General features: G+C 51.1%; 12 protein-coding genes. 1 reads left to right on the top strand and 11 read right to left on the bottom strand.

What is annotated here, in order from left to right:
• Window positions 1-605 precede the first annotated feature (605 nt).
• From spoIIR to ychF, 4 genes are all read right to left on the bottom strand, one after another.
• Window positions 606-1373, bottom strand: a complete 768-nt coding sequence (spoIIR, locus tag LQV63_RS07855) for a stage II sporulation protein R (protein WP_233696284.1) — start codon at window positions 1371-1373, stop codon at window positions 606-608.
• 220 nt (window positions 1374-1593) lie between these two features.
• The gene (prmC, locus tag LQV63_RS07850; RefSeq protein WP_233696283.1) at window positions 1594-2535 is read right to left on the bottom strand and encodes a peptide chain release factor N(5)-glutamine methyltransferase; all 942 of its coding nucleotides are present in this window, start codon (window positions 2533-2535) and stop codon (window positions 1594-1596) included.
• On the bottom strand, window positions 2532-3605 hold the full coding sequence (gene prfA, locus LQV63_RS07845) for a peptide chain release factor 1 (RefSeq protein ID WP_019424642.1): 1074 nt from the start codon (window positions 3603-3605) through the stop codon (window positions 2532-2534). The genes prmC and prfA overlap by 4 nt, the downstream gene beginning before the upstream one ends.
• Before the next feature lie 82 nt (window positions 3606-3687).
• Entirely contained in the window at window positions 3688-4788 is a 1101-nt protein-coding gene (ychF, locus tag LQV63_RS07840) for a redox-regulated ATPase YchF (RefSeq protein WP_233696282.1), read from the bottom strand.
• Between the two features lie 334 nt (window positions 4789-5122).
• Between ychF and LQV63_RS07835 the strand changes: the two genes are divergently transcribed.
• Window positions 5123-5266: a hypothetical protein gene (locus tag LQV63_RS07835; RefSeq protein ID WP_192813649.1), complete on the top strand. Its 144-nt coding sequence runs from the start codon at window positions 5123-5125 to the stop codon at window positions 5264-5266.
• A 95-nt stretch (window positions 5267-5361) separates the two neighbouring features.
• Here LQV63_RS07835 and LQV63_RS07830 read toward each other — a convergent pair whose 3' ends face one another.
• The 7 genes from LQV63_RS07830 to LQV63_RS07800 form a co-directional block, all read right to left on the bottom strand.
• Window positions 5362-6537, bottom strand: coding sequence for a hypothetical protein (locus LQV63_RS07830; protein ID WP_233696281.1), 1176 nt, complete (start codon window positions 6535-6537; stop codon window positions 5362-5364).
• 304 nt (window positions 6538-6841) lie between these two features.
• On the bottom strand, window positions 6842-7039 hold the full coding sequence (locus LQV63_RS07825; RefSeq protein WP_019424638.1) for an AbrB/MazE/SpoVT family DNA-binding domain-containing protein: 198 nt from the start codon (window positions 7037-7039) through the stop codon (window positions 6842-6844).
• A gap of 109 nt (window positions 7040-7148) precedes the next feature.
• Window positions 7149-8120 carry a hypothetical protein gene (locus LQV63_RS07820; protein WP_233696280.1) on the bottom strand — a complete coding sequence of 324 codons (972 nt, stop codon included), beginning with the start codon at window positions 8118-8120 and terminating at the stop codon, window positions 7149-7151.
• A 186-nt stretch (window positions 8121-8306) separates the two neighbouring features.
• Window positions 8307-9683: a sodium-dependent transporter gene (locus tag LQV63_RS07815; RefSeq protein WP_019424636.1), complete on the bottom strand. Its 1377-nt coding sequence runs from the start codon at window positions 9681-9683 to the stop codon at window positions 8307-8309.
• A gap of 165 nt (window positions 9684-9848) precedes the next feature.
• A complete protein-coding gene (locus LQV63_RS07810) occupies window positions 9849-10625 on the bottom strand; it encodes a carbohydrate ABC transporter permease (RefSeq protein ID WP_036705691.1) in 777 nt (258 codons plus the stop codon).
• Window positions 10626-10788: 163 nt separating this feature from the next.
• The gene (locus tag LQV63_RS07805) at window positions 10789-11679 is read right to left on the bottom strand and encodes a carbohydrate ABC transporter permease (RefSeq protein ID WP_233696279.1); all 891 of its coding nucleotides are present in this window, start codon (window positions 11677-11679) and stop codon (window positions 10789-10791) included.
• Between the two features lie 32 nt (window positions 11680-11711).
• Window positions 11712-13088, bottom strand: a complete 1377-nt coding sequence (locus tag LQV63_RS07800) for an ABC transporter substrate-binding protein (RefSeq protein WP_233696278.1) — start codon at window positions 13086-13088, stop codon at window positions 11712-11714.
• Window positions 13089-13334 lie beyond the last annotated feature (246 nt).

The raw sequence follows: 13334 nt of genomic DNA, 5'->3' as shown, positions 1-13334 counted from the left end.
GCGTATATAGCGAAAACAACATATATCATATTCATAGCATGCAGTGTTCATATTAAGTTTTCATTAGAATGCACAACACACGTATACAGTGGTCAAAGGCATATCGTTTTCACATTAATAAAAAATAATTGCAGCAATTGATTACAAAATGTATATCAAACTATATAAGTTGAACTGCATTGTTTGCCCCGCTCGAAGTAAGTCCCATTGGAAAACATACAGTAGAAAGTACCAATTAGTCGGTTAAACCGCATTTAGGCTGTATTTCGTACAGTGGATCTGCTGTTTTTCAGCGTTTGCTGTGGAATGAGTGACAAAGCATTGGATGAACTCCAATGAAACCTGACCGTAAAAAGATATATGTGCTGTTCCGTTGGATAAAATCCAATGGAGGATTGGAAAAGGAGTACAGCCTAGCGTTCAGCCCTGGGCCGTATGAATATCATCGCACACAATCAATTACTCGGAAGGTTTATAGTTCAACTTATATAGATATCATCCAAAAATGAGCCGAGTGTATACACGAATGCACTATTGAAAATAATCTGAATAATTATTTTGAAAATATGATTGCACAAATAATTTGAATATATGAAAGGCATATCTTATCCGACTAGAGCAGTCCACACTTCAGAAATCCATTGAAGCAAAGTGACAAGCATATCCCATAAGAAAAATCGGACTTCGGTCGTATCCTCAGCGGCACTCGGATCGTCGTTTGCAGCGTCACTTGCAGCATCCCCCGCTACACCTGCTTGCTGCGCTTCGGCCGTTGTTCCCGCTTGCAGGTCGCCGCTTGCTGAACCTTGTGCCGTATCTCCATCAATAAAGCAGAGCGGCGGGAACAGCACGCACCACCAATTCTGCCCTTCGCCTGCCCCCAACGTCACGAGCAGCGCCTCATACATGCCGGCAGGATACACGTTGCCGCCGTACCATTTTGCCGGGAAAGACACTTCGCCTAGCTCCAGCTTCGCTTCGTAAGACATGTCTTGTTCGGCGAGCACGTCTGCCGCCGCCTGCGCCAGCTCATCCATATGCTTCGCAATGAGCGCCTGGGCCTCGTCCCGTGATTGCGGTGCAGCTTCATGCTGCAGCCAGCCGTTAATCTGCTCGACGATCGCATCGCGCACCATGCGCTTTACTTGCTGGTCCCGATCCGTATCGGAGTTCGCCAGCACCCGCAAGCGTATCGCATCCTCCGGAATCACGTCATCGGCATTCCGACCTGAAGCTTCTTGTAAGGCCTCATTTGCCTTCAATTCCTGAACTTCACCTATAGCCGCATCCACACGGCCAATTTCCCAACGCATCAAAGCTCCCGCTGCCATCGCGACAAGTGCGAGACCGAGTACGAACACACGAATCTTCATGTTCATTCTACTCCTTGTGAGGTTGGGCGCGCCTCTTGTCTATCATTATGTCCGGCAGTCAGGTGATTAAACCTAGCAATTTCGATTTTCATAGAAAAAAAGATAGAGTCTCTCCGATCCGGCAGCCATAAGGAAGGCGGCACAGACGCGAAAAAACTCTATCTCCGAAATAAATCGAATTATTCAATGCGCGTGCTGCGAATCATTGCACATTGCGCAGCTAACGCACGCCGATGACGTGGCGCTCAATGCCCGCCAAGTCAGGCACAATGACGAGCTTCGAGCTGTAGCCGGCGCTCTTCAGCAGCGCGGCTACGTCGTGGGCCTGTCCTTGGCCCACCTCGAAGCCAATCAGGCGCGGCGCCGCGCCAAGCAGCGGCAGCATGGCGACGAGACGGCGGTACGGGTCGAGCCCGTCCGCACCGCCGTCCAGCGCCGTGCGGGGCTCATAATCGCGCACCTCGCGCATGAGCCCCGCCAAGTCGCCGGCCGGAATGTACGGCGGGTTGGACACAAGGATGTCCAGCCCGCGGCCGGCGAACGGCGCCAGCAGGTCGCCCTGCAGCCACGACAGGCGCGCCGCCACGCCGAGGCGCTCCGCGTTACGCTCGGCTACCCGCAGCGCCGCCGGCGAAATGTCGCCGGCCGTGACGCGCCACGCCGGGCGCAGGTGCGCCAGCGTGCACGCAATGGCGCCGCTGCCCGTGCCGACGTCCGCCACCTCAAGCGGCGCATCCTCCGGCCAGAGGCGGCCCGCTTCCGCGATGACGGCCTCCACGAGCAGCTCCGTCTCCGGACGCGGAATCAGCACGTCCGGCGTCACCTCGAAGGGCAGGCCATAGAAATGCTGCCAGCCGATAATATATTGCGTCGGCTCGCCCGCAGCCCTCCGCGATATCGCCTCCTCGAAGCGGCCGATCACCGCTTCCGGCAGCGCATCCGGCAAGGCGACCAAATAAGCCGCACGCTCCATCTCCAGTTCATGCCGCAGCAGCAGCTCGGCATGATGCGCAGCATCGTCCACCCCGCTCGCCGCTAAAAAAGAAGAAGCCTGCACCCAGGCTTCTCGAATCGTCGCAGGCACAACGAGGTGAAAGCGCAGGGCCGGATTGCCGGTTCCCTGCGTCTGTCCTTCACTCATCGATCTGCTGTGCTCACTCATGCATGATTCTCCTTTTCAAGGAGCTCCGCTTGTTCCGTCAACGTCAACGTTTGAACAATTTCTTCCATATCCCCATTCATCACCTGGTCGAGCTTGTGCAGCGTCAACCCGATGCGATGGTCCGTCACGCGGCTTTGCGGGAAGTTGTACGTCCGAATCCGTTCACTGCGGTCACCTGTACCGACCTTGCTCTTCCGCTCGCCTGCGTATTTCGCTTCCTCTTCTTGCCGCTTAACGTCGAAAATACGCGCGCGCAGCACTTGCAGCGCCTTCGCTTTATTATCATTCTGTGATTTTCCGTCTTGGCACGTCGCTACGATTCCGGTCGGAATGTGCGTGACACGTACGGCTGACTTCGTCGTATTGACGGACTGTCCGCCCGCGCCAGAGGAACAGAATGTATCGACACGGATATCCTTATCGAAAATCTCCACTTCAAAGTCTTCGATTTCCGGCATGACCGCTACCGTCGACGTGGACGTGTGGATGCGGCCGCCCGATTCCGTAGATGGAATGCGCTGCACGCGATGCGCGCCGCTCTCATACTTCAGCTTGCTGTAGGCGCCTTTGCCGGATACCAAGAAGATGACCTCTTTGAAACCGCCCAAATCGCTGATGTTGGCTTCCATCAGCTCCGTACGCCAGCCTTTCGTATCCGCATAACGTGTATACATGCGGTACAAGTCGGCCGCGAACAACGCCGCTTCGTCGCCGCCGGCCGCGCCGCGAATTTCGACGATGACGTTCTTGTCGTCGTTCGGATCCTTGGGCAGAAGCAAGATGCGAATATTCTCATCCAACTCAGCTTGGCGCGCGCTCAGTTCTTCAATTTCCATCTTCACCATGTCACGCATTTCATCGTCCAGCTTCTCTTGCAGCATTACTTTCGCCGCCTCCAGCTCGCTCACAACGGACTTATATTCCATATAAGCCTCATAAGCTTGCTGCAAATCGGACTGTTCCTTCGAATATTCACGCAGCTTCTTCGGATCGTTCGCCACGTCCGGATCACACAACAATTCACTCAATTTATCATATCGATCCGCAAGGGATTGCAGACGGTCCAACATAATACGATCACCTCTCTCATGCTTCAATCTCCGGCTTTAACACCTATATTCATCAGCCTTGCAACTCGCGCAAGGCGTTCATCTAAACATTAAAGCGGAAGTGCATGACGTCACCGTCTTGCACGACATATTCTTTTCCTTCCAAACGAAGCTTGCCTTGCTCCTTCACCACGTTCATCGAGCCACCTGCAACCAGGTCATCATACGATACGACCTCGGCACGAATAAAGCCACGTTCGAAGTCAGTATGAATGACACCTGCCGCTTGCGGCGCCTTCATGCCTTTGCGAATCGTCCAAGCGCGCACCTCTTGCACACCCGCGGTGAAGTACGTATACAGACCGAGCAGGCGGTAAGCCGCCTTGATGAGGCGGTTCAAGCCCGATTCATCCAAGCCCAGCTCCTGCAGGAACATCTCTTTGTCCTCGCCTTCCAATTCGGCGATTTCCGCTTCCACCTTCGCACTGATAGGCACGACTTCCGCATTCTCAGCCACTGCGAATTCGCGCACCTGCTGCACATATGGATTGGATTCCGCATCTGCCACACCGTCTTCGCTTACATTCGCCGCATATAACACAGGCTTCATCGTCAGCAAGTGCAGATCGCGCACCAGCAGCTTCTCATCATCGCTCAAATCCATGCTGCGCGCAGGCTTATCATTATAGAGCGTGTCTTTCAAGCGCTCAAGCACTTCGGCTTCCTGCGCATACTTCTTATCGCCGCTCTTCAAATTCTTCTTCGTGCGATCAAGACGCTTTTCTACCGATTCGAGATCGGCCAACACGAGCTCCAGATTGATTGTTTGAATATCGCTTACTGGATCAACCTTGCCGTCCACATGCGTAATGTTCTCATCTTCAAAGCAGCGCACTACATGCACGATCGCGTCCACTTCACGAATATGCGCCAAGAACTTGTTGCCAAGCCCTTCGCCTTTGCTCGCGCCGCGCACAAGACCTGCGATGTCTACGAATTCGAACGCTGTCGGAACCGTACGGTTCGGCACGACTAATTCCGTCAATTTGTCCAGACGATCATCCGGCACTTCCACCACGCCGACGTTCGGGTCGATCGTACAGAACGGGTAGTTGGCAGATTCTGCGCCTGCTTGCGTAATTGCGTTAAACAATGTAGATTTGCCAACGTTCGGCAATCCGACGATACCAGCTTTCAGTGCCATTTATAATTACAACTCCTTAATATAGTTCTATTTCGATAATGATTTCGATAATGATTTCGATTATTTCGTTCGTTGCAATGCCGTTTCGATGCCTATAAATACGTGTAAAAATTCCTTAACCATTATAACCAACAACGCACAAAAAACCTAGTCATCGACTAGATTTTTTCCATATTGTCAACATTTTCTCGTGCTTGATTACAAAAAGCGTTTCGATTCTGTCACACGTTCACGGATAGCATCTGGATAGCATCTTTCTAATTTGCTAACAATAGGGCGGAGCATCCTGTATGAGATGGATGACATCTTACATCGAAAGAAGGTCAAATTCATCATGGAAAACAAGACACACCGAGGAAATTACACTGGCACCACCAACATGAAAGTGAAAAACCAAGATATGGCCTTTGTCAATGATACATTGGAAGGGGCCAAAACCGTTACCCCCTATCAGCACAAAAAGAAAAAGACGGACTAGTCCCGTCTCGGCATCATCAATATAGTCATTTCACGTTCCTGAATATCTCGCGGGTGTTCCTTCTCAGTTGAATGCTGGGCCAGGAATACCCTGCTTTACGTAATAAAACGATACAGCTGCCGTATGACACGACTTACGCCGTAACGCTCTGCGTTCGGCATCTCCACTTGATGCTGGAGACATAATTTGATTGCGCGCGAAACGTTCGACGGAAGAGATATTTCTTCCCCCTTTTCCGCAACAGGAACGCCATTCACAGGAAACAACGAGAGCAGCATGCCGTCCGCCACGAGCATCGGGCCGTTCCAATTCCATTGCAGCAACTCTTCATCCCACTGTACGGTCGACTCGCCAATCTCCCATATCACTTTGCGCGAGCGCAGCTGATGCGCATGAATACATTTTTCAAGCGCCTCCAACCAGAACACAGCTCGCTCTTCGATCGAAGTGCCGTCCTGAAATAGGTAACAGGCAGCCTGCGCGCATAGCGAGGATATTGCCCCATCTGCCCAAGGAAATTGGATTCGATCGAGCCGCGGCAGTGCACAACCTTGCAGCAGCTTAGCCGTTACCTGTAAAGACTGAGCTTCGGAAGTCGTTAACACTGCGCAGACAGCGCGTACCGTCTCATACAGATCGTCGTCGCGATGCTGACCGAACGCAATCGATGGATTGAATGGCTTACCTGAACGCCGGCGATGATCGGCAAGCGCGATGAGCGCGTTCAGACGAAGCCGGGAAGTCTCCCCATAAAAAGCGGCACGCAGCAGCTTATTTTCCACTTGAGGGTCATCCCATTGCAGCAGATGCAGCACATATACGACTTGAATTGCCGTTAATTCCTCTTCCTCTACTAATACAGACCATTCCGCATAACGGCCGCGCAGCGTATTGTGCCAGTGCCGCGCCACCGCTGCCGCCGCACCAGTCTCTTCCTCCACCCCATGACTATGGCTGCTGCAGTAACACAGCGGGGTGACACCGAAAGGGAGCGGATTCGACATAGCGCATCGCAGCACCTGCGCAATACCGTTCAGGATCGTTGCCTTGGCGACCGACTTGTGACGTATGGTCAAAATATCAAGCAGCGGATCAATCAGAGGAAAGGCTGCTTCATCCACATCGTTGTCCCGGCAAATCTGCTCAAATAAAGCTTGAGCCGCTTCCGCGGACTGTTCCTTTGATCCGTTCTCTATGACACAGAGTAATTCCGGCATATTGTCTTCCGAGCCGAATGCCTGAATCCATCCCGCTTCATTAGCCATGCCCATTTTCTCTACGCCTCCATAAGCCACCCCTATTATAGGGGCCGTGGTTTTAATTTCCATTATATCATTTCATGTCAACTATGGAACTGTTTTTATCGAAAAATGTCGAATAATCGTGAAATGAATAGGTATATTCTATTATTTTATGTCCGTTGTTTCAAACGGAAAGAATTCGGTGATTTTATAATAGCATGACATTCTCCCCCTTTTTCTTGAATAGACGATAACGGAGCAACCCTTTCGGCAACAGTGAGCTGCAGGGGTTGTTTCTTGTTTAACGACAAAAAAAGGTGCAGGGATACAATCCCTACACCGATATTTTCGTCTTCTCTTTTATTCTATTGCGGTTAGATGCGTCAGCGACCTTGCGAATGACAATTTCTCCAGTCTGCTCCCTAACTTCCATTTCAAACAAATCTCCGTATTCTGCTTTCAACTTCGACAAAATATCCTTTGTCAGGATAAGGCCGAAACTATTGCCAATACGCAGCAATTTGCGCCGCACAAAGCTTCACCACCCTCGTTTCGTTGTACAGTCGATTATTCATTTTATATACATTACCCAGCATCGGCTGCATGCAAACAGAGATACGAAGAAATGGTGATTGATGAAGTTAGTTCGCTACGACAATTTGGTAAGCATAGCTCTGCGGCGGCAACGACATCGTCATAATTTGAGCATGGAAGCCGATGATTTTCTGTCCAGCCTTCAAATCCTTGGCGTCAAGCTTCTCGCCGGATTGATTAACGATGACTGTATTCTCGTCCGTGGTCAACACAATGCCGCTCACTTGACCCCCATCAGCTTTCACATCGACAGCAACCGTTGTTTTCCCGTCATATTGATTCACTTTGCTAATCGTGCCTTCTTTGCGAACCGTTTCTTCCTTTACGACAATTGAGACGGCATGGCTGATTGGCGGCAGACTTCTCGTCATGACCGGGCTGTATTCCACTTCCACGCGTACGTCCTGCTTCAAGGCATCCTTCGTCAGCGTCTTGCCGGATTCATCCGTAATCTTTGTCTTATCGGTAATATTCAATATTATCGGATATTCCCCAATAATTGAGATGCGGTCTTTGCCCGCTTCTGTAATGACACCTGATGTCTTGAACTCTTCTGTCGCATCCGGACGATCGACGACAAATTTCTCCGCATTCACCTGAGGCGGGATGCTGCTCGTCATGGCGGAACCATAATAAGCCGTTACCGTCCAACCTTCATTAAGCGCCTGCAGCAGGTCCGCTTGCTTGCCGTTTTGATCGATCACTAGCGTTCCTTTGGCGAACACAAGCCGAAGTTCATCTATATTTTGCGTCTGCGCGGATTTTCCTTTCATCATCACATAAGCGCCGTTTTTCGTATACGTAATTTGATCGATGGTCCCTTTGGTCGAGAACGATTCCTGCTGCTCTGGCTTCTTCACGTCCGTTTTATGGATTGTGATGTCTGAACTCTGTTCCGCTGCCGGGCTCACTACCGTGCCCTGTACTTGGTCTGCCTTCGCTGCCGCTGTCAGCGGGAGCGCCGCCATAACCACTACACACGTCGTCAACAACATTTTCACCCAAGCTTGTCTCTTCATATCGAGTTCCTCCTGCATTCCAGTTCGTTTTTTATTGAATGTGGTGTTTCTCATCCCGGGATTTGTTTCTTTTTCAACCTCATAGACGGGACGACTTGCAAATATGTTGCATGAAAATGCATTTTTTTCTCGAAATATAAAAAAAAAGCCTCTCCCCTAAGACGGAGAAAGGCTCTCTTGCCGACGTTATACGAGGCCGACAGATGAAAGGAAAATCAAAATAATTAAGACAGGCGCGACAATACGCATCGTGAATAGCCAAATTTTCATCCCCGACGATCGCAATCCCGTTTCACTGCCCGCATCTTTCCATACGTAACCGACCAACAGCGTAACGAATAAGCCGCCAAGCGGCAGCATGACGTTCGACGTAATGAAGTCGAGCCAATCGAACAAATTACGCCCGCCGAACTTAACATCGCTCCATGCTCCTCCAGCGGCAAGCGTGCACGGCAGCGCAATGACATACATGGCAAGCACGACAGTGGTTGTCGCTTTGCCGCGGGTGAATCCGAACCGCCGAATCAAATAAGAGACTGGAACCTCTGTCAGCGACAGACACGAGGTAACCGCCGCGATAGCCAGAAGAATAAAGAACAGCCCGCCGAACAAGCTGCCGTAAGGCATGGACGCAAATGCAGCCGGCAAAGTAACGAATACGAGTCCAGGTCCGGAATTAGGCTCGATGCCGAACGTGAACGTCGTCGGAAATATAATCAAGCCGGCGATCAACGCATACGTCAAGTCTCCAGCGCCAACGGCCAACGTCGCGAGCGGCAGCGACTGACGCTTATCTACATAAGCGCCATACGTCAGCATGGCTCCCAGACCCAGCGATAGCGAAAAGAATGCGAGACCGAGCGCCGCTAACGCAGATTGAAAGGTTAACACGGAGAAATCGGGATATAAGAAATATTTGATTCCTGCGGCAGCTCCGTCCAACGTGAGCGTACGCACGAGCATGATAAGCAAAATAAGCAAAAGTCCCGGAATGACGATTTTATTGAACTTCTCAATTCCGCCGGAAATCCCCCGCGCAATAATGAAACCAGACAGCGCCATGACGACGATTTGCCAAATGATCGGCCACATACCGGCTGTAAAAGCGGTAAATTGCTGTTCGTAGTTCGGATTGTTGAACAGATTGCCGGTTAGGGATTCTACCGCATAATGCAGCGTCCAGCCTGCAATGGTGCTGTAGTAGGTCATGATGAGGAACGCCGCCAAGACGGCGACGAAGCCGAGCGCGCCCCAGCCTTTCTTATTGGAAAGCTTCGTGAATGAGGTTACCGCATCGCCGCGCCCTGCCCGCCCGACGGCCAATTCCCCAAGCAGAACCGGCAAGCCGACAATGAGCAGACATATTATGAACAGGAGAAAAAAGGCTCCGCCGCCATTCTGGCCGGTAACATACGGAAATTTCCACATGTTGCCCAAGCCGACCGAACTGCCGATAGCCGCCAATATAAATCCCGAGGAGCTAAATTGTTCCGACTTTTTGGAACCCGATTGGCAGGAAGACTTCTGTTGCGAATGTTGTTGAGATTTTCCTTGTGTTGGCATGTTGTCTGTAACGCACCCCTTCCGATCATATCTATGATGCCTTGGCGGCAGATATAGACTTCATTTTATTGAAAAAATGGCCAACCTGCTAAGGTAAAATTTCACAACATTAATTCTATTTTATAAATTTCTTTCATCTTTCACATTTTATTTATATTTTACGTGCTACTTGATGCCGGAATGCATAAAGCTGTTAATAAATTTCCGTTGAAAAAGCAGAAATCCGATGAGCAGCGGAGCGACGACGAGCAATGTGGCCGCACTCACTTCCGCCCACTGCGCGCCCGTCTCGAACGATTGGGCGAACATGGCCAAGCCGACCGTAAGCGGGCGATTCTCCACCGAGTTCGTCACAATAAGCGGCCAGAGGAAGTTGTTCCACTGATAGCTTACCGAAACGACGGCGAATGAGATATAGACCGGAAGCGAGAGCGGCACGAAGATGCGCCACAAAATACCTAGCCGGGAGCATCCTTCGACCATCGCCGCCTCTTCAAGCTCCAGCGGCATCTGCTTGAACGTTTGGCGCAACAGAAAGATTCCGAAGGCCGATGCAAAGTAAGGCAGCATAATCCCAAGCTTCGTATCGAGCAAGCCGAATTCTTTTAATACATGATAGTTAGAAAAAATAAGCACGTCTGCCGGCACCATAATCTGCACCAGAAACAGCATGAACACGACATCACGGCCAAAGAAGCGCAGACGCGCAAAGGCGTAGGCAGCCAGCGTCAAGCTAAATAGTTGAACGGCGAGCACCCCGCCAGCTATCGTCAGCGTGTTCAAATAATACTGAGCGAACGGCGCCCCTTCCCATACACGGGCAAAATGTTCGAAAGTCCATTGCCACGTCAAGAATGAATTCATCCCTGCGTCTTTCGGGCGGAACGCGGTCCAGATGACCCAGACAAACGGAATGAGCCAGACGACGCCGACGGCCAGCATAGCCAAATGCCATATCCCGCGTGCGGCGCGTTGCTTCAGACGTCCGAATCGCAGCTCACGGTCCGTTCGTGCGCCAATCCCGGAATGACGGTCTAGGCTGAATTTGACCGCGTCCGCTCTGTCCAATTCATCCGATTTCCCCATAAAGCCTCGGAGCCCCCCTCTATTGATAATGAATTTTGCGATCCCAGCCGAAAAATTGAAGGGAAGACAAAATAAGCAACACCGCAATCATAACGACCGTCATCGCCGCTGCCATCCCTTGGTCGTAGAAGCTGAAGGCCGTGTCGTAAATATGATAGAGCAGCAGATTGCTCGCATTATCTGGCCCGCCTTTTGTCATTATCCACAAATGGTCGACCAGCTTGAAAGCGTTCGTTAACGCGACGACCCCCACAAACAGGGTTGTCGGCATCGTCAACGGTATCGTAATTCGTGTAGTCACCTTCCATGCGCCAACGCCATCCATAGAAGCGGACTCATACAAGTCCTTCGGAATGTTCTGAAGACCAGCCAAATAAAAAATCATGAAATAGCCGGCTTCCTTCCAGATCATCATCACGATCATAGCTCCCATTACCGTATCTGGATGACCGAGCAGATTCATATCCGCACGCCCTACCCATTGCGCCAACTGCGCCAGCAGCCCGTACTGCGGGGTATAAATAAACAACCAAATGTTAGCCACCGCTATCATCGGAACCATATTCGGATAGAAGAAGGCAACGCGGGAGAACGTCTTGCCCGCCATCGCTTTGTCCGCGAAGAGCGCCATCAGAAATGCCAAGATCATAGACGTCGGCACCGTGCCGACAGCAAACCACAAGTTGTTGCTGAACACCTTCTGGAACACCGGGTCGGAAAATAGGAACGCATAATTGTCCGCTCCGTTAAAGACCGGCTCCGGCACGGCCAAGTCCGCTTGAAACAGACTTAGCCACGCCGTCTTCAGCATCGGATAATATGTAAACAAAATTAGAAATAACAAGGATGGCAGCAGCAAGGCCCAAGCTAATCCGTTGCGCGCGAGCCGTTCTTTCCATGTGACGCTCATCCGCATCTAGTCCTCCTTGTGTGGACACATTGTTATTTATTGAACGGCTTGAGCGCACGCTCCGCTTCTTCTTGCGCCTTCTTCAATGCGGTCGCGGCGTCGGTCGTTCCAGTCAGGACAGCCTGCACCTGATCGGTCAGCGCTTTGGACACTTTGCCGTTGTTATGTGTAGACAATTCCGCATATGCATGTTCCAACTGGTCGCGCGCGACAACCGATTGCGGAAAATCTGCCGCATAGGTCTTCATGACGTCCGTCTCATAAGCTGATTTCCGTACTGCAACATATCCCGTATCAATACTCCATTGTGCCGCCTGCTCCGGCTCGGTCATGAACTTGATGAATTCCCATGCAGCCACTTGCTTCTTCGGATCAATATCTTTAAATATGTACAAATTTCCTCCGCCTGTCGGAGATCCATACTGCTTGCTCATCGGCAGAAAAGCGACGCCGAAATCGAACTTGGCGTTATTTTTAATATTGGTCAGGTTGCCGGTCGTATGAATCATCATCGCCGTCCTCTGCTCCAGGAAATCAGTCGGAACGGTGGCCCACTCAATGACGCCATCCGGCATTACCTTATGCTTGAGAGACAGGTCATGCCAGAATTGCAGCGCTTCAATATTTTCCGGTGTATCAAAAAATACTTTTTTGCCATCCTGCGTCATCAAGTTCTGCTTCGGGTCGCTCATGTTCTGTAAAGCAAACTGCTGGAACATCCAATAAGCAAAGCCGGAGCCCGGAACCTCGATGCCATGGCGCCCTGCTTTCTTTACCTTCGCTGCAACTTCGACAAGATCCGCCCACGTTTTCGGCGGTTGCTCTGGATCCAGATCGGCCTCCTTGAAGACATCCTTGTTATAATAAAGCACGATCGTGCTGCGTTGGAAAGGAATGCTATACGTCTTTCCCTCCACTTGCGAGTTCGCAAGAAAAGCCGGATAGAAATCTTGCAGCACGTCTCCGCTTTCCTTCGCAATGAAATCATCGAGCGGAAGTATCGCATTCGTGTCAAGCATGCTGAACAATTCCGTGGACAGCATCACGGCTACATCCGGCGGCTGCTGCGCTTGAATGCCGGCTTGAATCTTCGTCGTCGTGTCCGCGTAGCTGCCCGTATACACTGGCTTGACCGTAATGTTCGGGTGCTTCTCCGTAAATTTCTTCGTCATGTTCTCAACCACTGACGTTAGCGGTCCGCCTACGGCAATCGGATAGTAGAACGTCAGCTCAATGTTCTCTTCGCCACCGTTCGGCTTCTTGTCGCCAGATGGCTCTGCGCCGCTGATTCCTTGCCCTGCCGCCTTATCGGCAGCCTGCCCTGCGTTCGAGCTTCCCGACTGTCCGCATCCGACCAACATCGTGAAGCAGAGCAGCAGGAGCAGCATCCACTTTGCTTGCATTTGCATGTTACGATTCTCCCCTTCTAACGGTAACGTTCATAATGTGATGGCATGTCATTCACCACCCTCATCTACCATAACTTTCCTCTGGTAAGAGAGTATTAAGCTGATATGAAATTTTTGTTAATTTGTGACAAAAAACGACTGATTCAGGCGGTTCATTACGAGTGTATCCCTCAACACACGGCTTGCTGCAACTAGCGTTACGTGCCTGCTCTTTCTCCGTAAAGAAGATTGCCTTCAAAAGCCCTT

Origin of the sequence: Paenibacillus profundus (genome assembly GCF_021369635.1) — a bacterium.
GTDB lineage: Bacteria > Bacillota > Bacilli > Paenibacillales > Paenibacillaceae > Paenibacillus_B > Paenibacillus_B profundus.
This window is presented reverse-complemented; position numbering and strand designations above follow the sequence as displayed.

Bases quoted from the DNA above. Each gene is read 5' to 3' on its own strand.
- prmC (WP_233696283.1), bottom strand. From the start codon at position 2,535: ATGAGTGAGCACAGCAGATCGATGAGTGAAGGACAGACGCAGGGAACC.
- LQV63_RS07810 (WP_036705691.1), bottom strand. From the start codon at position 10,625: ATGCTGGCCGTCGGCGTCGTCTGGCTCATTCCGTTTGTCTGGGTCATC.
- prfA (WP_019424642.1), bottom strand. From the start codon at position 3,605: ATGTTGGACCGTCTGCAATCCCTTGCGGATCGATATGATAAATTGAGT.
- LQV63_RS07815 (WP_019424636.1), bottom strand. From the start codon at position 9,683: ATGCCAACACAAGGAAAATCTCAACAACATTCGCAACAGAAGTCTTCC.
- LQV63_RS07830 (WP_233696281.1), bottom strand. From the start codon at position 6,537: ATGGGCATGGCTAATGAAGCGGGATGGATTCAGGCATTCGGCTCGGAA.
- LQV63_RS07800 (WP_233696278.1), bottom strand. From the start codon at position 13,088: ATGCAAATGCAAGCAAAGTGGATGCTGCTCCTGCTGCTCTGCTTCACG.
- LQV63_RS07835 (WP_192813649.1), top strand. From the start codon at position 5,123: ATGGAAAACAAGACACACCGAGGAAATTACACTGGCACCACCAACATG.
- LQV63_RS07805 (WP_233696279.1), bottom strand. From the start codon at position 11,679: ATGAGCGTCACATGGAAAGAACGGCTCGCGCGCAACGGATTAGCTTGG.
- LQV63_RS07820 (WP_233696280.1), bottom strand. From the start codon at position 8,120: ATGAAGAGACAAGCTTGGGTGAAAATGTTGTTGACGACGTGTGTAGTG.
- ychF (WP_233696282.1), bottom strand. From the start codon at position 4,788: ATGGCACTGAAAGCTGGTATCGTCGGATTGCCGAACGTTGGCAAATCT.
- spoIIR (WP_233696284.1), bottom strand. From the start codon at position 1,373: ATGAAGATTCGTGTGTTCGTACTCGGTCTCGCACTTGTCGCGATGGCA.